The organism is Shewanella sp. HL-SH8, from assembly GCF_051165765.1.
Lineage (GTDB): Bacteria > Pseudomonadota > Gammaproteobacteria > Enterobacterales > Shewanellaceae > Shewanella > Shewanella glacialimarina.
Genome location: NZ_CP195039.1, coordinates 788,846 through 810,025, shown reverse-complemented (window position 1 = coordinate 810,025; position 21,180 = coordinate 788,846). Strand labels below are relative to the sequence as shown.

The following is a 21,180-nucleotide window of genomic DNA, read 5'->3' as shown; positions in this document are numbered from 1 at the left end:
AAAGCCAGCATTGCTGGCTTTTTTTGTTTTATACTCACCGTGTTTACCCTTGCAAACTTAGCAGCTTCTGTTGCGTATCATAAACTCATTAAAGGTGTATTTATGCTCACGTCATTCCATGCAACCGATCTTCAATCCTTACTGAATTGTCGTACAGGTGAAACAAAACTTGGGCAGCAATTTCAGCTATTGCCGCTTGAAGGAAATCAAGATGGTGATATTTCAATAGCACTTGCACATGCTGCTACACAAGGGGTTAAGTTCGCCATTATTGGCATTAGTGAAGACATTGGCCCCCGGGCTAATTTAGGCCGCGGCGGATCACATGATGCCTTTACGGCAAGTATCAGCCAGCTTGCCAACTTACAGTCAAACCGCTTTTTTAGCGGTAAACAATGCATGATTGTGGGTCAAATTAGCCTAGATCAAGTTGTTGACGCTAACGCTGATATCGCCACATTACGCCAAGCAACGGCAGATCTTGACGTTCAGGTTATAGCAGTATTAACCCAAGTGTTTGCCGCAGGGTTAGAGCCGATTGTGATTGGTGGTGGACATAATAATGCATATGGCCTGTTAACTGCCGCTAAACAAACCTTTAATCAACCAATGGCCGCAGTCAACCTTGACCCACACAGTGATTTTAGGCCGCGAGAAGGTCGGCACAGTGGCAATGGATTTAGTTATGCTGCGGCTAATGGTTCACTCGACTACTACCATATTCTAGGATTACACGAACTTAAAAATAGCGAAGCAACCTTAGAGCAGCTCAGCTTATTTGGAGCCAGTTGGCACAGTTTTCAGCAAATATGGGTACACCGCGAAATAAGCTTAGATCAAGCCCTTAAAGATATCTGTCGCGAGTTAAATAACACGGGGTTACCTGTGGGCCTTGAGCTTGACGTTGATGCTATCGCTAAAATGCCCAGTAGCGCATCAACGTTTGCAGGGGTCCCCCTTTTAGACGCTTGTCATTACGTTTACCGTGTCGCCAAACAATGTGATTGCGCCTATCTACATTTAGCAGAAGCTGCGCCGCAGTGCCATGAGGCTGGAGTAACGGCGGGATACCGTGATGTAGGCCAAGGCATAAGCGAGCTTATTTATAGCTACATTCAAGGTCGAATGAGCAAACTGGGCTAACATGGATGAAAGATGTTGTAAAAAACAAGTTCGAATTAACAGCACAAACACCAGCAGAGTAGATTTTTATCGTTAAATCATGCTCTAATGCGGGGCAAATTTATGCTTCACTTTACTGAAGTTAATATCTCGATTTAACCTTAGCCAAATCAAGCTAACGCCAATGATCAAGTTTGGCTTAAGCACGTATCATTTATTATCGACTTGATTGTTATCACACTCTGGCGCTTAGGTGATGTTACAAGCTGCAACGATGGCATAAACTGGCACTTAATTATCGCACATTATAGGAATATACCCATGTCTGAGGGCGAATCAAAAAACACCCACTTTGGCTACAAAACCGTAGAGGCTGAAAAGAAAGCCGATCTTGTTGCGGATGTATTTCATTCTGTTGCGGCAAAATACGACATCATGAACGATGTGATGTCATTTGGTGTTCACCGCTTTTGGAAACGTCACACTATTGAAGTAGCCGCGGCTCGCCCAGGTATGAAAATATTAGATTTAGCCGGTGGCACAGGCGATTTAACCGCTAAGTTTTCTCATCTTGTAGGTGACTCGGGTCAAGTCGTTTTAGCCGACATTAATGATTCTATGCTTAAGGTTGGCCGCACTAAGCTACGTGATAAGGGTATTGTCAATAACGTCAAATACGTACAAGCTAATGCTGAAGCCTTGCCGTTTCCTGATAACTATTTTGACATTATCACCATCGCATTCGGTTTACGTAACGTAACCGACAAAGATGCGGCGCTGCGCTCTATGCAACGAGTTTTAAAACCAGGCGGCAAGTTGCTGGTGTTAGAATTTTCAAAACCACAACATGAAATTATGCGTAAGGTTTATGATCTTTACAGCTTTAAAGTACTGCCTAAAATGGGCGCGTTAATAACTAAAGACGCAGATAGCTATGAATACTTAGCCGAATCAATTCGTATGCATCCCGACCAAGAAACCTTAAAGCAAATGATGATTGATGCGGGTTTAGAACAAGTGGATTACACCAACATGACTGACGGTGTTGTCGCATTGCACAGAGGTTATAAGTTTTAATGAGCGTCAACCACTTAGCCTTGTTAACGTGCGCAGCGATTGAGTCAGGCTTTACCAAGCTGCCTGCTCAAGCGCAGCAAGATTATGCCCGTTTAAAACCCTTACACGGTAAAGTGTTTTGCATACAATTATCACAATTATCCTGGCCGATTTACATTATTTTTGCCAAGCAAATTCAAGTGATGAGCCATTTTGAAGGCGAGGTAGCTGTCACCGTAAAAGCGGATGCATCGACCTTGTACCAACTGCGTGAAGGTGCCAACCTCACCGAGTTAATTAAACAAGATAAGCTCAGTATTGAAGGTGACATCCAGCTATTGCAAACTTTCAGTCACTATATGCAGCATATCGAGTTTGACTTTGCCGAACCACTATCACGATACATTGGTGACGCACCGGCGCATAAATTACTCACCACCACCCAGCAAATAGGCAAAGATATCAAGTCCATGCTGGTAAAAACTCGTGCTCATCTAGGGCAATTAACCACCGAAGAATACCGCCTTGCACCGCATAAAATCGAATTCCTGCACTTTCGTGATAATCTGGAACAACTTGTCACGCAAACTGAACATATCGATACACGTATTGCCCAACTAAGAGACAAAATAACCTCATGACAATTGCTAGTATCAGGCGCGGTTACCATGTCATTAAAACCGTACTCAACTTCGGACTTGATGACTTATTACCTCAACATAAAAAGCCATGGTACTTCAAATTACTGCGCGCTTGTTTCTTCTGGCTAGGTAACCGTCATAAAAATAAACAACCCGCTGAACGCTTAAAGCTGGCGATGCAAGAGCTCGGACCTGTTTATATAAAGTTAGGTCAAATGCTCTCCACTCGCCGAGACTTATTAGACGATGAGTGGGCGTATCAGTTGGCAATGTTGCAAGATCGCGTCCCGCCGTTTGATTCAGCTTTAGCACGTATATCAATTGAAGAGGCGTTAGGGGAACCGATTGAAAACCTGTTTGATCACTTTGAAGATACGCCGCTAGCCAGCGCATCAATTTCTCAAGTCCATACCGCGACGTTAAAATCAAATGGCAAAGAAGTGGTGCTAAAAGTATTACGCCCCAATGTTGAAATCAATATCAATGCCGATATTCAACTCATGATGCAGGCGGCCAGCATATTGGAACGCGTATTAGGAGACGGTAATCGTCTACGTCCCGCTGAAGTGATTGAAGATTATCGCACTACCATTTTGGGCGAATTAAACCTCAAACTTGAAGCCTTAAATGCCACCAAACTCAGAAACAATTTTTTAGATTCAGACTCACTGTATGTTCCTTATGTGTATGAAGAACATTGTTATCAAAGATTAATGGTAATGGAACGAGTGTACGGTATTCCAGTGTCTGATACCGAGGCTTTACGTGCCCAAGGGACAAATTTTAAGTTGCTTGCTGAGCGCGGCGTAGAGTTGTTTTTTACTCAGGTATTTAGGGATAACTTTTTCCATGCAGACATGCATCCTGGCAATATTTTCATTAGCACTGAACACCCAGAAAACCCTTATTATATCGGCTTAGACTGCGGCATTATGGGCACGTTAACCGACGTCGATAAGCGCTATCTTGCGGAAAACTTTTTAGCCTTTTTTAATCGTGATTATCATCGCATTGCCCAGCTTTACATTGAATCGGGTTGGGTGTCTGAACACACTGACGTACTCGCATTTGAACAAGCGGTAAAAGTGGTGTGCGAGCCTATGTTCAATAAGCCACTGGATGAAATTTCATTCGGGCATGTATTATTAGCGCTGTTCCGTACCGCGCGTCAGTTTGATATTGTGGTACAACCTCAATTAGTGCTGCTTGAAAAAACCTTGTTATATATCGAAGGCTTAGGCCGTCAGCTTTATCCTCAATTAGATTTATGGCAAACAGCTAAGCCATTTTTAGAAAACTGGATGGCAGAACAAGTCGGCCCTAAAGCCATGTTTAACAAAGTAAAAACCAATGCCCCTTATTGGGCAGATATGTTGCCAGAATTACCCGAACTGATATACGACAACCTTAAAATAGGTCGAAAACTATTAGGCTCACAGCAACAAATGCTTGATAAGTACTTACGTTATCAACAGAAGTCTCATAAAAGTAATTACTTGTTGATTACCTCAGCCGTTTTGTTGATCTGTGGCACAATATTATTCACCCAAAGCGCTACACTATGGTCCGCTTATACTTGTATCGCTATTGGCAGTATTTTATGGATATCAGGATGGCGATCTAGGCCAAAGAATCGTAAATTTTAGCTAGCACTAATTTATTAGAAGTTCATAATACTTACATAATTTGACCTTATAATGGTTTTTTAAGTTTTGTGAAACAAGACACCATTTTATATTTTAAAGAGGAAATTCCATGGGCGGCATCAGTATTTGGCAGCTTTTAATCGTCGCACTTATCGTAGTGTTGCTATTTGGAACGAAGAAACTTCGTTCATTAGGTGGTGATTTAGGTGGCGCTGTAAAAGGCTTTAAAAACGCCATGTCATCTGAAGATGAGAAAAAGTCATTAGAAGACGCCACTGCACAGACAACACAAACCACTCAACAGGCTGATGAAAAAAAGCCTGAGTCTAAGAGCAAAGAACAGGCGTAATTTATTATGTTTGACGGTATCGGCTTTATGGAGCTGCTGCTGATTGGTATTTTGGGGCTGGTTGTTCTCGGCCCCGAACGTTTGCCAGTTGCAGTACGTTCAATTACTGGGTGGATCCGTGCGATTAAACGCATGGCCAATTCAGTAAAAGATGAACTTGAGCAAGAGCTTAAAATCGAGCAATTACATGCTGATTTGAAAAAAGCAGAAAGCAAAGGTTTATCTAATTTATCACCTGAATTACAGCAATCAATTGATGAATTAAAACAGGCTGCGCAATCGGTAAATCGTCCTTATCAGGTCGAAGATATTAATCCGGACGGCATCAACACCGATTGCCAATGACGCTGTCACCTCTCAGTCTCCCGATGGCAAACTGGGTGATGAAATAACTAAGTCGACATCAGACACTAGCCACTCTAGCCCTAAATCAAACGGATAATTCATGTCGCAACAGCTACCGCTTATTAGCCATTTGTTAGAATTACGCACAAAATTACTTAAAGCCATTGGCAGTGTGCTACTGGTTTTTATTATTACCGTTTACTGGGCCAATGACATTTACCACTATGTTGCCTTGCCATTAATGAAGTCATTGCCAGAAACCGGCAGTATGATTGCAACCGATGTTGCGGCGCCATTTTTTGCACCATTCAAATTAACCTTAGTATTGTCATTCTTTGTCGCAATACCCTATGTGTTGTTTCAAATTTGGTCTTTTGTGGCACCAGGCTTATATAAGCATGAAAAACGTTTGGTTATGCCGCTACTTGCTAGCAGTACTTTATTATTCTATCTAGGCATCGCTTTTGCCTATTATGTTGTTTTTCCAGTCGTATTTGGTTTTTTTACGAGTGTAGTCCCTGACGGTGTGCAAGTCGCTACCGACATAAGCAGTTATTTAAGCTTTATTTTGAAGTTATTTTTTGCTTTCGGTTTAGCGTTTGAAATTCCAGTCGCCGTAGTATTACTGTGTTGGGCAGGCGTAACCACGCCTGATGAATTAAGAGAGAAACGTCCTTATATTGTAGTAGGTGCATTTGTTATTGGTATGATTCTTACCCCTCCAGATATCATCTCGCAAACTATGTTAGCAATTCCTATGCTGCTGTTATTTGAAGGCGGTTTATTAGCTGCTAAGATGTATACTCCCAAAGACGACGAAGAAGATGTGCCAACAAATGAGCACTCTGACGGCTAATCCTTAATCTAAACAGTGATTAGTTAATAATAACAAGGAATAAATCATGCGCTTAACTTGGATTGCTGCAGCCATTATTGTGGCCTCTAGCACTGCACAAGCAAATACCGAATTAGAACAACAATTGTCAATTTGTGCCATTAAAGCCGATAAGCTTGATCGCTTGGTTTGTTATGATGATTTAGCTGCAACAGTACAATTAACGAATCAAAATGACGCGACAGTAGCTACTGCTGTCACCAAGTCTGTAACTACGACTAATGCTCCAATTGTAAAACCAAGTCAAGCTGCTGCATCGATTGCCGTATCCGTACCTGTTGCTACAGCGCAGGTTCCAGATGAGTCTTTTGGATTACAAAAGAAAGTCGCTGAAGATGAAATTGAAAAACTCTATTTTAATGTCGCTGATGTGGATAAAGACCCTTATGGTGCACTGATTATTACGCTAGCCAATGGCCAAGTATGGAAACAAAGTCAAAGTGATCGTTACAAAGTGAATAAAGGCCAAAAAATATACATCAAAAAAGGCGCATTAAGCTCATTTTTATTAGGTAGTGATGATCGCAACTCAACCACTCGAGTTAAGCGGATCAAGTAATCTATTAATGATCCAGCATATCGATATTGCAGTTAATTTATTAAGTTCAAGCTTAATAGAAAACAGCAGTGACATAATAGAACAAGCGGCGAAACATCATGTTTCGCCTTTAATCGTTATTGGTTCTGACCTGGACGAAAGTGGCCAAGCCATTACCCTATGTAAGCAACATCCCCTACACTTATTTTGTACAGCAGGTGTGCACCCTCACCATGCCAGTACGTGGACGAATACCAGTGCCAATGAGTTAAAACGATTAGCACTAGATGAAACTGTGGTTGCTATTGGTGAGTGCGGTTTAGATTATAACCGTGATTTTTCTCCGCGTGATAAACAACGACAAGCATTTGCAGCCCAACTTGAGATAGCCGCCGAACTCAACATGCCGGTTTATATGCATTGTCGCGATGCCCATGATGACTTTATCGCCATATTTAATCAGTATAAAGCCCACTTACCTAAGGCGGTATTGCATTGCTTTACCGGCAACAAATCAGAGCTCGACGCATGTTTAGCTGCTGATTTATATATTGGCATTACAGGTTGGATTTGTGATGAACGTCGCGGACAAGATTTAGCTGAGTTAGTGAAGTATATTCCCAACAACCGTTTAATGGCAGAAACTGATGCGCCTTATCTACTACCAAGAAGTATGCGCCCTAAGCCTAAATCAAGTAAAAACTTACCCCAATACTTACCTTATATTGTCGAATCAATAGCGAAACTACGCAATCAAGATTATGCTGTAGTTGCGCAACATTGTTATCAAAACAGCAGTACGTTTTTTAACTTACCTGCCAATATTACTGGTACAAAGTAATGAATAATCAGCCAGTTTCAGCATTCATGCCTAGCAAACTATTTGGTTTGCTCTTTTTGGTTTTGTGCTTATTACTACTCACTCAGCAAAGTGTTGCTAACAATGAAAATTATAGTCATCAACCACCTGTTCGTCTCACAGAAAGTTCTATCACCAAAATTAATTTACATGACTGGATGTTTATTCAAACACAGAAAAACATCAGTAACTTAGCAGAACTAGAACAAAAAGCACCCACCACTTGGCGTAAAATAACCCGAGAAGATACTGAGCTTATTGGTGTTAAAGATATGTGGCTTAGCTTCAGTATTTTTTCACCAATTGACTATCAAACTCGTATTATTGCCCTTGATAACCCGTTAATTGACAATATAACGCTTTATCACAAAGTGAATGGAGAATTAGTCAGCACAGCTTATATGGGGGATGCATTAACGTTTAATAACCGACCATTACAAAGTAATACTTTTCTATTTCCCTTTGAGTTACAACCAGGCGAAACTCACCAGTTTTTACTCAAAATAGACACTTTAGGCAGTACCAATTTACCGTTAATTTTATGGTCACCTAATGATTTAACCCAAGAAATTGAAACCAAAAATCTTAGTTATGGCTTACAAATCGGTTTATTGGTTGCTATCGGTACTTTTAGTCTTTTTATCGCATTAACTTCAGGCTCATTTAGCTTTAGTTATTACAGTGGCTATGTATTAAGTTTAGCGTTATTAGTTGCCACCATTCATGGTGTGTCATTCCGATATTTATGGTCAGAATGGCCCCAGGTGCAAAACATCATAGTTCCTTTTCTTATCCCCATTATTCTGGGATTTAACTTAATGTTCACTGAAAAGGTGCTACTGCTCAAATATCACAACTTACAGATGTTAAAAGTTTGCCGTTTATTAGCCGCTATTGCATTTTTGTTGGCAATAATACTGCCGTTTATTGACTACAGTATCGCGATATATGTTTTATTATTTTTCGTCGCTTTGGTATGCATTATTTTAAGCTTTATTACCATTGCCCAGGCCTGGGCAGGACAGCGTAATGCACGTTTATATGGGTTAGGGCGCGTTATACTACTTGCTAGTTGTATTATCTCTTGCCTGATGTATCTAGGCCTGTTTGATATCGGCATGGCTGTGCAAACGCCCCTAATGATAGGGATAAGTATTGAAGTTATCACTATGGCTGCAGTATTAACTATTCGCTATAACGATGAGCGTAAATCTAAATTAGATATCCAACAGCAAGCATTAGAGCAGGCTGAGCGCTTAAGGCAAAACCGCGAAGAATTTTTTAAAGCTGAGACAGAAGCCAATGAACTGTTAGAGCAAATGGTCCAGGAGCGCACCTTAGAGTTAGAAGTGACTTTACGTGAACTCAATGAAGTTAATCAAAAACTCACCGAGCAGAACACTATCGATAGTCTAACGGGTGTCAAAAATCGTAGCGTATTTGATCGCAGACTGATTGCAGAGGGGCGTATCAGCCGCCGCCAACAAACGCCAATGGCACTACTAATGCTCGATATTGACAAGTTTAAGAGTATTAATGATCGCTATGGTCATTTAGCTGGCGATCATACCTTACAAATTATTGCTCATACCTTATCTGAACATGTAAAGCGCCCAACCGATCTCGTATCACGTTTTGGTGGTGAAGAGTTTGCTATTATATTGCCTAATACTGATGGAGATGGTGCAATGTTAGTGGCTGAGACAATACGCAATGCCATTGAAGTATTAGCGATAAAGTGGGATAGCCATGATATTCCGCTTACTATTAGTATCGGTATTTCTGTGGCGATTATTGATAGTGATGATCACCCAACCATTTTATTAGACCAAGCAGACAAAGCATTGTATCAAGCCAAGCGTGGTGGAAGAAATCGAGTCCGTCTTTACTCAGTAGCATCAGAAGAATCAGAAGTATCTTAACCTGGAGTAGAATGTGAATATTATTACTAGTGCTTTTCCTCAGCGCAGAATGCGCCGCATGCGTAAACATGAATTTAGTCGTCGCTTAATGGCTGAGAACCAGCTGACCGTAAATGATTTAATTTATCCGATGTTTATTCTGGAGGGAACGCAGCGCAGCGAAAAAGTGGCTTCAATGCCAGGTGTTGAACGCTTCTCTATCGATTTATTATTAAAAGAAGCCGCTGAGTTAGTTGAGCTAGGCATTCCGTTAATTGCTTTATTTCCAGTAACGCCTGCTGAGAAAAAATCATTAATGGCAGAGGAAGCTTACAATGATGATGGACTTGTGCAGCGCGCTGTTCGCGAGTTAAAAAAAGCTTTCCCGCAACTGGGTGTGATGACAGACATCGCATTAGATCCATTCACCACCCATGGTCAAGACGGCATCATTGATGACACAGGTTACATTTTAAATGACATCACAACTGAAATTTTAGTCAAACAGGCTCTATCACATGCCGCTGCTGGCGCAGATATTGTCGCACCATCTGACATGATGGATGGTCGCATTGGTGAGATCCGTAAAGCATTAGAAGCGGCTGGCCATGTGAATACTCAAATTATGGCTTACTCTGCGAAGTATTCTTCTAACTATTATGGCCCTTTCCGTGATGCGGTCGGCTCTGCTGGTAATTTAAAAGGTGGCAATAAACACAGTTACCAAATGGATCCAGCAAATAGTGATGAAGCATTACATGAAGTTGCCTTAGATATTCAAGAAGGTGCTGACATGGTGATGGTGAAGCCAGGTATGCCTTACCTTGATATCGTCTACCGTGTTAAAACAGAGTTAGCGGTACCCACTTTCGCCTACCAAGTCAGTGGTGAATATGCCATGCATATGGCCGCAATTCAAAATGGTTGGTTAGCGGAAAAAGCCATCGTAATGGAGTCATTACTGTGCTTTAAACGTGCTGGTGCTGATGGGATATTAACTTACTTTGCTAAACGTGCGGCTCAGTGGTTAAAAGACGACAAATAGATTTTTATCAGCTTTGATAAGCCCAGATATTCTGGGCTTTTTTATTGTCTATTCACTGCTATGCGAATATGCTTTAAGTCTCATTTTGAGCATTTAACCCATTAATTTAGTGACTAAGTTAACATCCAGCATGGTTATGACTTAACAGCTAAATCAACTCATGTTTGAATATCCATCGCACTATTTCCTTCTGCACAGAGGCTTTATCATGCACAATAGCATTAAGACATTATTCGCCACCAGCGCACTTATTTTCAGCAGCCAAACATTAGTGGCTCCCGTTTTCGCCAACAGTGGTTGTGGATTTGAAAAAGAGTCGCAAGGGTTTAACGCAACTTGCAGTGAGGAGAAAGAAGAAGTGATCATTACCGGTATTGTTACAACTGAAACACTTGCAAAAGATTTACCAGGCTATGCTGCTGAGTACCAAGATTACGGGGTTGATGAGGCGAAAATAGCGGCATTAAAGCAAGTATCAGAACCCACTGACATAGTCGTTATTATTGGTACCTGGTGCCCGGATTGCCACCGTGAAACACCCCGCTTTATGCGTTTAATCGAAGCAGCTGCCAACCCAAACCTTAAAGTGACCTATATAGGTGTTGACCGCAGCAAGCTTGACCCTGAAGGGCTAGCAGCTAAATATGATTTCACGCGTATTCCGACCTTTATTATTGAGCAAAAAAGTCATGAAATCGGCCGTATTGTAGAACGCCCTGAAGTGTCACTTGAAGCCGACTTAGTAAACATTTTGAAATAATGAGTTCTCGCTAAATGGCAAAAAAATAGGTCGCATTATGCGACCTATTTTTATTGTTCTATCGGTTGAGCTTAGCACTGATGGCCTAGTAACTGATGTATTAGCGTACGCGTTGCTTATCCGCCAGCACTTGCAATACGCCTTCACGTAATGCGCCGCCCGCTAGATGTAATTGCTTAATTGATAATAATTCAAACAATGCCAACAGGATGGCGACACCAGATGCAAAAGTGGGTGCTTGTTCTGCCGTTAATCCTTCAATATCGGATAGAAGCAAATCTGACTGAGCTAAAATCTCATCACGTAATGATTGCAGCACAGTTAAGGTGATCACTTCAGACACTTGCCTATGTTGCAATACCGACACAACAGATTGCACAACTCCTGATGCACCCACAGCCTTGTCCCAGCCTAAGTTAGTCAGAGACTGCATGTGTTCTGATAAAATATTTTTAACGGCATCTTTTGCTTGGGAAAAATCAAGCATTTGAAAAGGCGTAGCATTGAAAAATTGTTGATTAAAAACCACCCCGCCCATGGGTACGCTGGTTTTAAATAACACTTTACGGCCCTTACCGACAATAAACTCGGTACTGGCACCACCAATATCAATCACGAGGCGTTTTTCTACGCCTGTAGTAGTTGCCACCATACCTTGATAAATTAATTCAGCTTCACGTAAACCTGAAATAACCTCTATCGGATGGCCTAATATAGGTAAAGCCTGCTGCTTAAACTCATCTGCATTAGCAATAACACGCAATGTGGCGGTAGCGATTACTGCAACAGCATGCTGATTAACGCGATGTTTTTTTAGCATATCTGCAAACAGGGCTAAACAATCTAACCCCCGTTGCATCACCTCATGCGACAAATAGCCATCGTCACCAATACCCTCTGCCAAACGCACTTTGCGCTTATACTTGGCTATAATCTGTGGCTTACCAGCCACAGTCACCGCAACCAACATATTAAAGCTATTAGAGCCTAATGTGATGGCCGCGTATGCAGGTAAGGATGATAATTGAGGCATTTACGTCGGTCTGCGTGTCCGATGACGCGATGGTGTGTTACTACTACCACTACGATGAGCACCTTTACTTGCACCATCACGGGTACGGGTAGTAGGGTGTTTACGATGAATACGCACTGGCGGAGGAATATCATCCAGTAATGCATCACGGTCATAATCAGATACAGGAATAGCGTGGGTAATATAGGTTTCAATACCTGGTAAATTTAATGCATATTCTTCACAGGCAAAACTAATTGAAATACCTTTAGCACCCGCTCGACCAGTACGACCTATACGGTGAACATAATCTTCACAATCATCAGGTAAGTCATAGTTATAAACATGCGATACATCAGAGATATGTAAACCACGGGCTGCTACATCTGTGGCGACTAAAATATCTAAATCACCGCAGGTAAACTGTTCAAGAATACGAATACGTTTCTTTTGTGGTACATCGCCTGTCAGTAACCCAACACGATGTCCATCACCTTCAAGGTATGACCATAGTTTTTCACAGCTGTGTTTAGTGTTAGAGAACACAATCGCTTTTTCTGGCCAGTCTTCTTCAATCAAAGTAAGCAATAAGCGCATTTTATCTTCCATTGAAGGATAAAAAATTTCTTCTTTGATGTTTTTAGAGGTTTTTTCAAGTGGTTCGATTTCCACTTTCTCAGGGTCATTCATATGATCATAGGCTAATTCCTGCACTTTCATTGAAAGTGTGGCAGAAAATAACATGTTCAAACGCGCTTTAGCGTCTGGCATACGACGAAATAAGAAACGAATATCTTTAATAAAGCCTAAATCGAACATACGATCGGCTTCATCTAATACCACGGCTTGAATATGATTCAGGCTAATGACACCTTGGCGAACATAATCAATAATTCGACCTGTAGTACCAATTAAAATATCAACGCCTTTATCTAATACTTCACGCTGTGTTTCATAGCTTTCACCGCCATAAACAATCCCAACTTTTAAGCCAGTATGTTTAGCCAGTAAATTGGCATCTTTAGCAATTTGAATCGCTAATTCGCGAGTTGGAGCCATGATAATGGCACGCGGTTCAGTATTTTTGCGCCCTTCTGGGGCAGCAGATGTGAGTAAGTGATTAAAAGTTGCTACTAAGAACGCCATGGTTTTGCCTGTGCCCGTTTGGGCTTGGCCGGCGATATCTTTAGTGTTTAATAAAATAGGTAATGATAAGGCTTGGATTGGAGTACAAAATTCAAAGCCGTTCTCGTTTAAGGCTGATAAAACTGCATCTTGCAGCGGAAAGTCAGCGAACTTTTTGGTAGATAAATGTGTTTGGCTCATGGCACCAGCATACTAGTTGGGGTTGCAAAAAAAGATACGATAGTTTGAAATAGCTACATTGTTTATCCGTTCATATTATATATGCAGAGTTCAAAGCACCTCACTGCACAGGCTTCTTTATTGATAAATAATTAATTATCAAATGGTTATAAAAAAGACTGGGCACTGAGAAGCTTAAAAAAAATCACCTTAACTATTTAACAGCGGATGATGCTCTGCGTATAATGGCAAATATAAAAATTGCGGATATTTACACGGTCACTTGAAAAGCTTTTCAACTAACCCAATATACATGGTAAGCCATTAATAAACTAGCAATGGAACCAAATCTGGAGAACAACATGAGCGACAAAATAGTATACCTAAGCGACGACAGCTTCGAAAACGACGTATTAAAGTCTGACACTCCTGTGTTAGTCGATTTCTGGGCTGAGTGGTGTGGACCTTGTAAAATGATCGCGCCAATCTTAGATGACGTAGCAGAAGAGTATGCAGGTAGAGTGACTGTTGCCAAAATGAACGTTGACCAAAACAGCATTACACCTGCAAAGTTTGGCGTTCGTGGCATTCCAACCTTGCTTATGTTTAAAGGTGGCGAGTTAGCTGCAACCAAAGTTGGTGCGCTGTCTAAAACGCAATTAAAAGAGTTTATTGACGCTCAAATCTAATCTCATTTAGAGTCTAATTGCGAAATGGCACAAGTTTTATACAATTTGTGCCATTTTTGTACCTAAAATTCTGGACGTCAGCCTAATATGGTGATAAATTTACCTCAGATTTTTTCAATTTAACCTTTTCTCGCTTTTCAGTCATAAACTCTGTTCAATACCCCTACTGATTGATTGCGGTAAGCTTTGTCGCGTAACACAAGACTCCCATACATGAATTTAACAGAATTAAAAGACACGCCGATTTCAGATCTTGTTTCACTTGCTGAAAGCATGAAACTAGAAAATATGGCTCGCGCCCGTAAGCAAGATATTATCTTCTCGATTTTAAAATCACATGCCAAAAGCGGAGAAGATATCTTCGGTGGCGGTGTATTAGAAATCCTCCAAGACGGTTTTGGATTTTTAAGAAGTTCAGATGGTTCATACTTAGCCGGCCCTGACGATATCTATGTTTCACCTAGCCAAATTCGCCGCTTCAATATGCGTACTGGTGACTCCATTTTTGGTAAGATACGTCCGCCTAAAGAAGGTGAAAGATATTTTGCCCTGCTAAAAGTATCTGAAGTTAACTTCGATAAGCCAGAAAGCTCACGTAACAAAATTTTGTTTGAAAACTTAACCCCACTTCATGCTGAAGAACGTCTTCGTATGGAACGCGGTAATGGTTCAACAGAAGATATTACCTCACGCATTCTTGACCTATGTTCTCCTATCGGTAAAGGTCAACGTGGTTTGATTGTTGCGCCGCCAAAAGCGGGTAAAACATTATTACTTCAAAACATCGCCCAAAGTATTACTTATAACAACCCTGATGTGGTGTTAATGGTATTACTGATTGACGAACGCCCGGAAGAAGTGACCGAAATGCAGCGCATGGTCAAAGGCGAAGTTATTGCTTCTACCTTTGATGAGCCAGCAAGCCGTCACGTTCAAGTTGCCGAAATGGTACTTGAAAAAGCCAAGCGTTTAGTTGAACACAAAAAAGACGTAGTGATTTTACTAGATTCTATCACTCGTTTAGCCCGTGCATATAACACAGTTATTCCATCATCAGGTAAAGTGCTTACCGGTGGTGTTGATGCTAACGCACTACACCGTCCAAAGCGTTTCTTCGGTGCAGCACGTAACATCGAGCACGGCGGCAGCTTAACTATTATTGCTACCGCACTTGTTGATACTGGTTCGAAAATGGATGAAGTGATTTACGAAGAATTTAAAGGTACCGGTAACCAAGAGTTACACCTTTCTCGTAAAGCAGCTGAAAAACGTGTGTTCCCGGCGATTGATTTCAACCGCAGCGGTACTCGTCGCGAAGAGAAACTGACTACAGTTGAAGAACTTCAGAAGATGTGGATCTTACGTAAAATACTTCACCCAATGGATGAAGTATCAGCAATGGAATTCTTAATCGATAAGCTTGCAATGACTAAGACAAATGAAGAATTCTTCACCGCGATGAAACGCGCTAAGTCTTAAGACATACATTCTACCTCTAATAAAAATGCCGCTCCCCCTAATAAAGGTTAGCGGCATTTTTGTATCTACACCTATAGCATCGAGCTATCTTTGCTTGAGTGACAGCTGCACTTATACATAGGAAATAAATCAGCACCTTTGTTATATTTTACATTCAATATTTAAAGTTCCTGATTTAACTCATTTTATATAGAAAATACTTTGAATAAATATATGCCAAAATGCTATATTTGCGGAGTCTAAAGGGATGTGACCATTTACTCTAAATATACCTATTTTTTGTACTTGATTTGTCTCTTTACATCACCTCCAACAAAAGAGATTAATATGAAAATACGGAACTTTTTTATATCAGCATTGTTGATATTTTTATCTCCATTGGTAGCATCTGCAACAAGTTTAGATGCCACAAACTCATCAACAATTTCACAAGAAAAAAATCAAACATTTCTAAAACGCAAAATAGCCATTGCACGTTTCTCCAATGAAACCCAAGCTGCAAACAGCTTTTTGGTAAATGATGCAGGTAATCGAATCGGTAAACAAGCTGCCGATATTTTAAGTGCTAGATTGGCGGACACCAACCAATTCATTATGTTTGAACGATTAGATCAAAATGAAGTCAACTCAGAAAGTATTCTCAAAGGTATTAATGAAAGTGGCGTATCGGTAGATTATTTAATTGTTGGATCAGTAAGTGAATTCGGACGTTCTGTTGAGAGTACTACAGGATTATTTTCACGTTCGAAAATGCAAAAAGCGTACGCTAAAGTCAACGTCAGATTAGTCGATGTGGAAACAGGACGTATTGTTAGCTCAGTCGAAGGCGCTGGAGAGGCGGTAACTGAAACACAAAAAAGCTTCGGAGCAGGAACATCTGCCGCTTATGATCAAAGCCTCACTGACAAAGCCTTATCACAGGCTATTTCGCAAATGATCAGTAACTTAGTTGAAAATATGATCGCAAAGCCTTGGCAATCCTTTTTCTTATCAAATGAAGATGGCACCTTAATTATTTCAGGCGGTGAGGCTCAAGGTCTATCAACAGGTTTAGAATTGATGGTCTATCAAAAAGGCAAACAAGTTAAAAATCCACAAACTGGAGGTTTGATTAGTTTACCAGGGAAACAAATCGGCAAGGTTCAAGTGCTTTCTACTTATGGTACAGATGAATTTGAACAAATTTCATTTGTGAGCTTAATTGAAGGCAATATCGGTGATGACCTTTCTCAATACTACCTATCAGACCAATAAGGAAATCAGGTTATGAGAGTATTTTTTACATTAATTTTTAGCTTACTGCTCACGGCATGTGGTGCAAATGTACAACACAAAGAAACAGGGCTTGCTCACGAGCAGCAAATAATTGTTATCGCTAAACAATTAGTGGGTAATACGATTTCAGTAGGCAAAATTGTCAATCACACTATTACTCAATCAGATTTAACCCCGTATCAAACAGGTGTTGCTGGTGCGGCTGATGCTGCTGATGAGAATAATCAGATTTTATCGATTAAGGTAGACAAAGGTACTCACGAAATTTTGATAAAAGATCTACAAGGCGCAACAATTTATGCCAAATCACTTTATTTGGCTGATGGACAAATAAGAACAATAAGACTTTAAGGAAGAAAAATGGATTCTAAAATTAAGTACTCACTAATATCCGCGGTATTTTTGATATTAAGTGGTTGTGCAGCAGTGACAGAGAGTGGCTATTACTGGGGAGGATATTCAGAAACTTATTATGACTACATTAAAAATCCTTCTGAGCAAACACTCAATAGGCACGCCGAAGAGTTGTATAAAATTGTTGACTATTCTCAGAAAAAGAACTTGAAAGTGCCCCCTGGTATTTTTGCTGAGCTTGGTTTTATCAAAGCTAAATTGGGTGCAGAGCAAGAAAGTATCGCTTTCTATCGACAAGAATCAGCACTTTATCCTGAATCTCAACCTTTTATTGAACGATTAATTGCCGATAGTAAAAAAGGAACATTATAATGCGCATCCTCTTAAGTTTACTTTTTATCCTATTTTTTACCGGCTGCACTTCAACTACAACGACTAAAGAAGCTGCTTTTCCTAGTATGTATGGTGATACTAATCGACAAACTATACTCATTGTTCCCGTAATTAACGAAACAACCGCAGCTGAAGCTGTCGACTTTTTAAATGCCACAGTTGCACAACCTTTAGCAAATAAAGGTTATTACGTATTATCTATACCTATTGTTAATCATTTATTCAAAGATGCTGGTGTTATTGATGGAAGCCAACTTAAAGGCGTACCAATGGCCAGTTATAAAGAGAAATTTGGTGCCGATTCGGTATTATTTATTAAACTAACAAACTGGGAAACTAATTACCTAGTTATTGCAGGCAATGTTACCGTGGGCATGGAATATGTGCTTATGTCTACGACGACCAACGAAATTATTTGGTCTTACAAAAATACTTTTGCAATAAATACATCCAGCTCTTCAGGTAACTTAATTGCGGATATCATCGTTACCGCGGTTTCAACCGCAGCTACAGATTATGTGCCAGTCGCAAGACAAGTTCACGAAAATGCAGTGATGACGCTTCCTGTAGGGAAATATCATCCAAAGCATTTAAAGGATGGCAATGACAAAAATGTTATACCTGCAATGGCAGAGGCTCCAAAAGCTAATTTCTAATCTTTATTGAACCTCTACCTCTAATAAAAATGCCGCTCCCCCTAATAAAGGTTAGCGGCATTTTTGTATCACTAAGTTTATCGCTAATCAATACATCAACTACAAAATCCTATTCGGGCTTGCTATCGCCATCTTACGGCGTAAGTAAGCAATCTGTTGCATATGAGGCAAATCTTTCGGGCAAGCATCTTGGCAGCCTAATAAAGTCATACAGCCAAATACCCCATCTTGATTACCGATAACATGATAAAAATCATCCGCTGTACGGGTATCGCGGCTATCTAATTCAAAGCGGGCAATTTTCATCATACCCACCGCGCCAACAAAGGTTTCACGCATTTGTTTGGTGGCGCAGGCTGACACACATACACCACACTCTACACAACGGTCGAGTTCGTATAACTTGGCCGCTTCGTCTGGATCCATGGGTGTTTCGATGCGATGAATATCACTATCAAAATTATTTGGCTGTAACCACAACTGTAAACGTTCGGCCAACTCGCGCATAAACTTACCGGTGTTAACTGACAAATCGCCGATTAATTCAAACCCAGGTAATGGCATCAATATAATGTCACCTTTAGGGTAATTGGCCGTTAAAGTGCGGCAAGCCAATGTGGGCTTGCCGTTAATCACCATGGCGCAGCTGCCGCAAATGCCTGCGCGGCAGACAAAGTCAAATTGCAATGAAGGGTCCTGTTGCTCACGAAGCATATTCAGCACAATAAACACCGTCATACCGGGCGCTTCAGTCACTTCATAGTTAACCATTTTCGGTTTGTCGTTAGGGTCTTGTGGATCAAATCTAAAAATTGAAAAACGAATTGTTCTAGCTTGGCTCATGTTATTTATCTCCCACCATTGTTGCACTGACCACAGCACAATTTAATGTGTCTGATAAGCGCTGATTTAGCGGCATTAGCTCGTCAGGTAAGGTGAATGGCATGATTGCTGCCTGCTTAGCATATCGGTCAGCATCAATACCTAAGTTGGCAAGAATGGCGTCTATTTGCTGCTGACGCTTCTCGGTATCGGGATGCGCAATCGCATTGTTTACACCATAGCCACGATAACCCGGTGGCAGTTCCATTTGCATCACATCAAGCGCTTCATAACTCAGCACTGGCGCTAAAGCATCGGCATCTGGCCAGGTTGATAATGTCCGGTTTAGCCAGTCTTTATCGTTACGTTGTGGAAAGTCTTCACGGGAGTGAGCACCACGGCTTTCAGTGCGCGCATTCGCACCGCAAGCGACAGTTAGCGCCACTTTTAGCATTCGCCTTAGGCGTAATGCTTCTACTAGTTCAGGGTTGGCATGGCGTTTTTTACACCTTAGTCCGATATTGCGTGAACGTTTAAGCAACCGACTTAACTCATCCACGGCTTGTTGTAACTCATCGCCATTTCTGAAAATACCGACGTAATCCATCATAATTTTTTGCATCGCCAGCTTAAGTTCAAAGGTATTTTCGGTGCCTTCACCATCCACTAAACCATTAATCTCATCAATTAACTCACTACCGAAACGATTAATGAGGTCAGTATCAATAACCAGATTGTTTTTCTCGCCAAAGTCAGCAACATATTTACCAATAATCATCCCGCCAACCACGGTTTCTGCTAGAGAATTCCCGCCTAAACGATTAAAGCCATGCATATCCCAACACGCCGCCTCTCCCACACTAAATAAACCTGATAACTGCGGGCTTTCACCTTTAGGCGTTGTGCGTATGCCGCCCATAGAATAATGCTGAGTAGGCCTAACTGGGATCCAATCTTTAGTGGGGTCTATACCGAGAAATTTTTCACAAATTTCTTTCACTTCGCGCAAGTTGGTTTCAATGTGTTTGCGGCCTAACAAGGTAATATCCAACCATAAATGTGGGCCATACGGGCTATCGACACCTTTGCCTCTACGCATATGCTCAGTCATCCGCCGTGACACTACATCACGTGACGCTAATTCTTTCTTTTTCAGGCTCGTAATCTGGCATAAAACGATAGCCATCTTTATCGCGTAATAACCCGCCATCACCACGACAACCTTCTGTGGTTAAAATACCGACAGGCACAATGGCAGTAGGATGAAACTGAACCGCTTCCATATTACCTAATGTCGCAACGCCAGTTTCTAGCGCCAATGCTTGGCCTATCCCATCACAAATAATCGCATTGGTAGACACTTCATATATACGCCCATATCCTCCTGTGGCAATCGTGGTTGATTTAGCAATATACGCCCTAATCTCGCCAGTAATTAAACAACGAGCAATTACACCATGGCAGCGCTTACCATCATGAATAATCTTTAGCGCTTCCATGCGTTCGTGTACCGGAATGCCTAACGAAATCGCTTTATTGTCGACAGCATAAAGCAGCGAATGCCCGGTACCGTCGGCGGTATAACAGGTGCGCCATTTCTTGGTGCCACCAAAATCTCGGGCATTAATCAGCCCATGGGCTTCTTCCGCTTCATGAATTGTCACCTTTTGTGCATTAACTATCACCTGGCGATCACCTTTTGTCACGCGCGTCCAGGGTACGCCCCAATTGGCTAACTCACGTACCGCTTTAGGCGCACAGTGGGCAAACATTCGGGCAACCGTTTGATCGCAGCCCCAGTCAGAGCCTTTAACTGTGTCTTCAAAATGCACATCTTCATCATCGCCCATGCCTTTAATGGTGTTACCCAAACTGGCTTGCATACCACCTTGGGCAGCAGCAGAATGTGAGCGTTTGGCCGGAATTAGTGACAGCACTAAAGTATCAAGACCACGCTCTTTTGACGCAATAGCAACCCTTAAACCCGCTAAACCTGCACCAACGACTAAAGTATCGGTATAAATTATTTGCATCTTTA

20 protein-coding genes and 2 pseudogenes are annotated in these 21,180 nt (G+C 41.3%); 18 read left to right on the top strand and 4 right to left on the bottom strand.

What is annotated here, in order from left to right:
• Positions 1-102 precede the first annotated feature (102 nt).
• The 12 genes and pseudogenes from ACRWQN_RS03640 (at position 103) to ACRWQN_RS03585 (ending at position 11,157) form a co-directional block, all read left to right on the top strand.
• The gene (locus ACRWQN_RS03640) at positions 103-1,143 is read left to right on the top strand and encodes a formimidoylglutamase (RefSeq protein WP_434939807.1); all 1,041 of its coding nucleotides are present in this window, start codon (positions 103-105) and stop codon (positions 1,141-1,143) included.
• Positions 1,144-1,443: 300 nt separating this feature from the next.
• On the top strand, positions 1,444-2,199 hold the full coding sequence (ubiE, locus tag ACRWQN_RS03635) for a bifunctional demethylmenaquinone methyltransferase/2-methoxy-6-polyprenyl-1,4-benzoquinol methylase UbiE (RefSeq protein WP_434928051.1): 756 nt from the start codon (positions 1,444-1,446) through the stop codon (positions 2,197-2,199).
• Positions 2,199-2,819 carry a ubiquinone biosynthesis accessory factor UbiJ gene (locus tag ACRWQN_RS03630; RefSeq protein ID WP_434939806.1) on the top strand — a complete coding sequence of 207 codons (621 nt, stop codon included), beginning with the start codon at positions 2,199-2,201 and terminating at the stop codon, positions 2,817-2,819. The genes ubiE and ACRWQN_RS03630 overlap by 1 nt, the downstream gene beginning before the upstream one ends.
• The gene (gene ubiB, locus ACRWQN_RS03625; RefSeq protein ID WP_434939805.1) at positions 2,816-4,465 is read left to right on the top strand and encodes a ubiquinone biosynthesis regulatory protein kinase UbiB; all 1,650 of its coding nucleotides are present in this window, start codon (positions 2,816-2,818) and stop codon (positions 4,463-4,465) included. Before ACRWQN_RS03630 ends, ubiB begins: the two co-directional genes overlap by 4 nt.
• 109 nt (positions 4,466-4,574) lie before the next feature.
• Positions 4,575-4,814: a Sec-independent protein translocase subunit TatA gene (gene tatA, locus ACRWQN_RS03620; protein WP_434939804.1), complete on the top strand. Its 240-nt coding sequence runs from the start codon at positions 4,575-4,577 to the stop codon at positions 4,812-4,814.
• A gap of 6 nt (positions 4,815-4,820) precedes the next feature.
• Positions 4,821-5,123: pseudogene (gene tatB / locus ACRWQN_RS03615) on the top strand (Sec-independent protein translocase protein TatB); the annotation flags it as partial.
• A gap of 136 nt (positions 5,124-5,259) precedes the next feature.
• Complete coding sequence (tatC, locus tag ACRWQN_RS03610; RefSeq protein ID WP_434939803.1) at positions 5,260-6,015, top strand: twin-arginine translocase subunit TatC; 756 nt, start codon at positions 5,260-5,262, stop codon at positions 6,013-6,015.
• 46 nt (positions 6,016-6,061) lie between these two features.
• Positions 6,062-6,613: a hypothetical protein gene (locus tag ACRWQN_RS03605; protein WP_434939802.1), complete on the top strand. Its 552-nt coding sequence runs from the start codon at positions 6,062-6,064 to the stop codon at positions 6,611-6,613.
• Between the two features lie 7 nt (positions 6,614-6,620).
• Positions 6,621-7,433: a TatD family hydrolase gene (locus tag ACRWQN_RS03600; RefSeq protein ID WP_434939801.1), complete on the top strand. Its 813-nt coding sequence runs from the start codon at positions 6,621-6,623 to the stop codon at positions 7,431-7,433.
• Positions 7,433-9,373, top strand: a complete 1,941-nt coding sequence (locus tag ACRWQN_RS03595) for a sensor domain-containing diguanylate cyclase (protein ID WP_434939800.1) — start codon at positions 7,433-7,435, stop codon at positions 9,371-9,373. The genes ACRWQN_RS03600 and ACRWQN_RS03595 overlap by 1 nt, the downstream gene beginning before the upstream one ends.
• Positions 9,374-9,386: 13 nt before the next feature.
• Entirely contained in the window at positions 9,387-10,397 is a 1,011-nt protein-coding gene (gene hemB / locus ACRWQN_RS03590; protein WP_434928043.1) for a porphobilinogen synthase, read from the top strand.
• A 208-nt stretch (positions 10,398-10,605) separates the two neighbouring features.
• A complete protein-coding gene (locus ACRWQN_RS03585) occupies positions 10,606-11,157 on the top strand; it encodes a thioredoxin family protein (protein ID WP_434939799.1) in 552 nt (183 codons plus the stop codon).
• A 100-nt stretch (positions 11,158-11,257) separates the two neighbouring features.
• Here the strand turns inward: ACRWQN_RS03585 and ACRWQN_RS03580 are convergent, their stop codons facing one another.
• Both ACRWQN_RS03580 and rhlB read right to left on the bottom strand, forming a co-directional pair.
• Positions 11,258-12,190 carry a Ppx/GppA phosphatase family protein gene (locus ACRWQN_RS03580; RefSeq protein WP_434939798.1) on the bottom strand — a complete coding sequence of 311 codons (933 nt, stop codon included), beginning with the start codon at positions 12,188-12,190 and terminating at the stop codon, positions 11,258-11,260.
• The gene (gene rhlB / locus ACRWQN_RS03575; protein ID WP_226411570.1) at positions 12,191-13,495 is read right to left on the bottom strand and encodes an ATP-dependent RNA helicase RhlB; all 1,305 of its coding nucleotides are present in this window, start codon (positions 13,493-13,495) and stop codon (positions 12,191-12,193) included. It abuts the gene before it with no gap.
• A gap of 341 nt (positions 13,496-13,836) precedes the next feature.
• Here rhlB and trxA point away from each other — a divergent pair, with 341 nt between their 5' ends.
• From trxA to ACRWQN_RS03545, 6 genes are all read left to right on the top strand, one after another.
• Entirely contained in the window at positions 13,837-14,163 is a 327-nt protein-coding gene (gene trxA, locus ACRWQN_RS03570) for a thioredoxin TrxA (protein WP_226411572.1), read from the top strand.
• A 213-nt stretch (positions 14,164-14,376) separates the two neighbouring features.
• A complete protein-coding gene (rho, locus tag ACRWQN_RS03565) occupies positions 14,377-15,642 on the top strand; it encodes a transcription termination factor Rho (RefSeq protein ID WP_226411573.1) in 1,266 nt (421 codons plus the stop codon).
• A 249-nt stretch (positions 15,643-15,891) separates the two neighbouring features.
• Positions 15,892-16,896: a CsgG/HfaB family protein gene (locus ACRWQN_RS03560; protein WP_434939797.1), complete on the top strand. Its 1,005-nt coding sequence runs from the start codon at positions 15,892-15,894 to the stop codon at positions 16,894-16,896.
• A gap of 12 nt (positions 16,897-16,908) precedes the next feature.
• Complete coding sequence (locus ACRWQN_RS03555) at positions 16,909-17,268, top strand: hypothetical protein (protein WP_434928035.1); 360 nt, start codon at positions 16,909-16,911, stop codon at positions 17,266-17,268.
• 9 nt (positions 17,269-17,277) lie between these two features.
• Positions 17,278-17,643 carry a DUF4810 domain-containing protein gene (locus ACRWQN_RS03550; RefSeq protein WP_434939796.1) on the top strand — a complete coding sequence of 122 codons (366 nt, stop codon included), beginning with the start codon at positions 17,278-17,280 and terminating at the stop codon, positions 17,641-17,643.
• Complete coding sequence (locus tag ACRWQN_RS03545) at positions 17,643-18,320, top strand: GNA1162 family protein (RefSeq protein WP_434928032.1); 678 nt, start codon at positions 17,643-17,645, stop codon at positions 18,318-18,320. The genes ACRWQN_RS03550 and ACRWQN_RS03545 overlap by 1 nt, the downstream gene beginning before the upstream one ends.
• A 99-nt stretch (positions 18,321-18,419) precedes the next feature.
• Here the strand turns inward: ACRWQN_RS03545 and ACRWQN_RS03540 are convergent, their stop codons facing one another.
• On the bottom strand, positions 18,420-19,163 hold the full coding sequence (locus ACRWQN_RS03540) for a fumarate reductase iron-sulfur subunit (RefSeq protein ID WP_434939795.1): 744 nt from the start codon (positions 19,161-19,163) through the stop codon (positions 18,420-18,422).
• Between the two features lies 1 nt (position 19,164).
• Positions 19,165-21,175 (bottom strand): annotated as a pseudogene (locus tag ACRWQN_RS03535) (fumarate reductase flavoprotein subunit).
• Between the last annotated feature and the right edge of the window lie 5 nt (positions 21,176-21,180).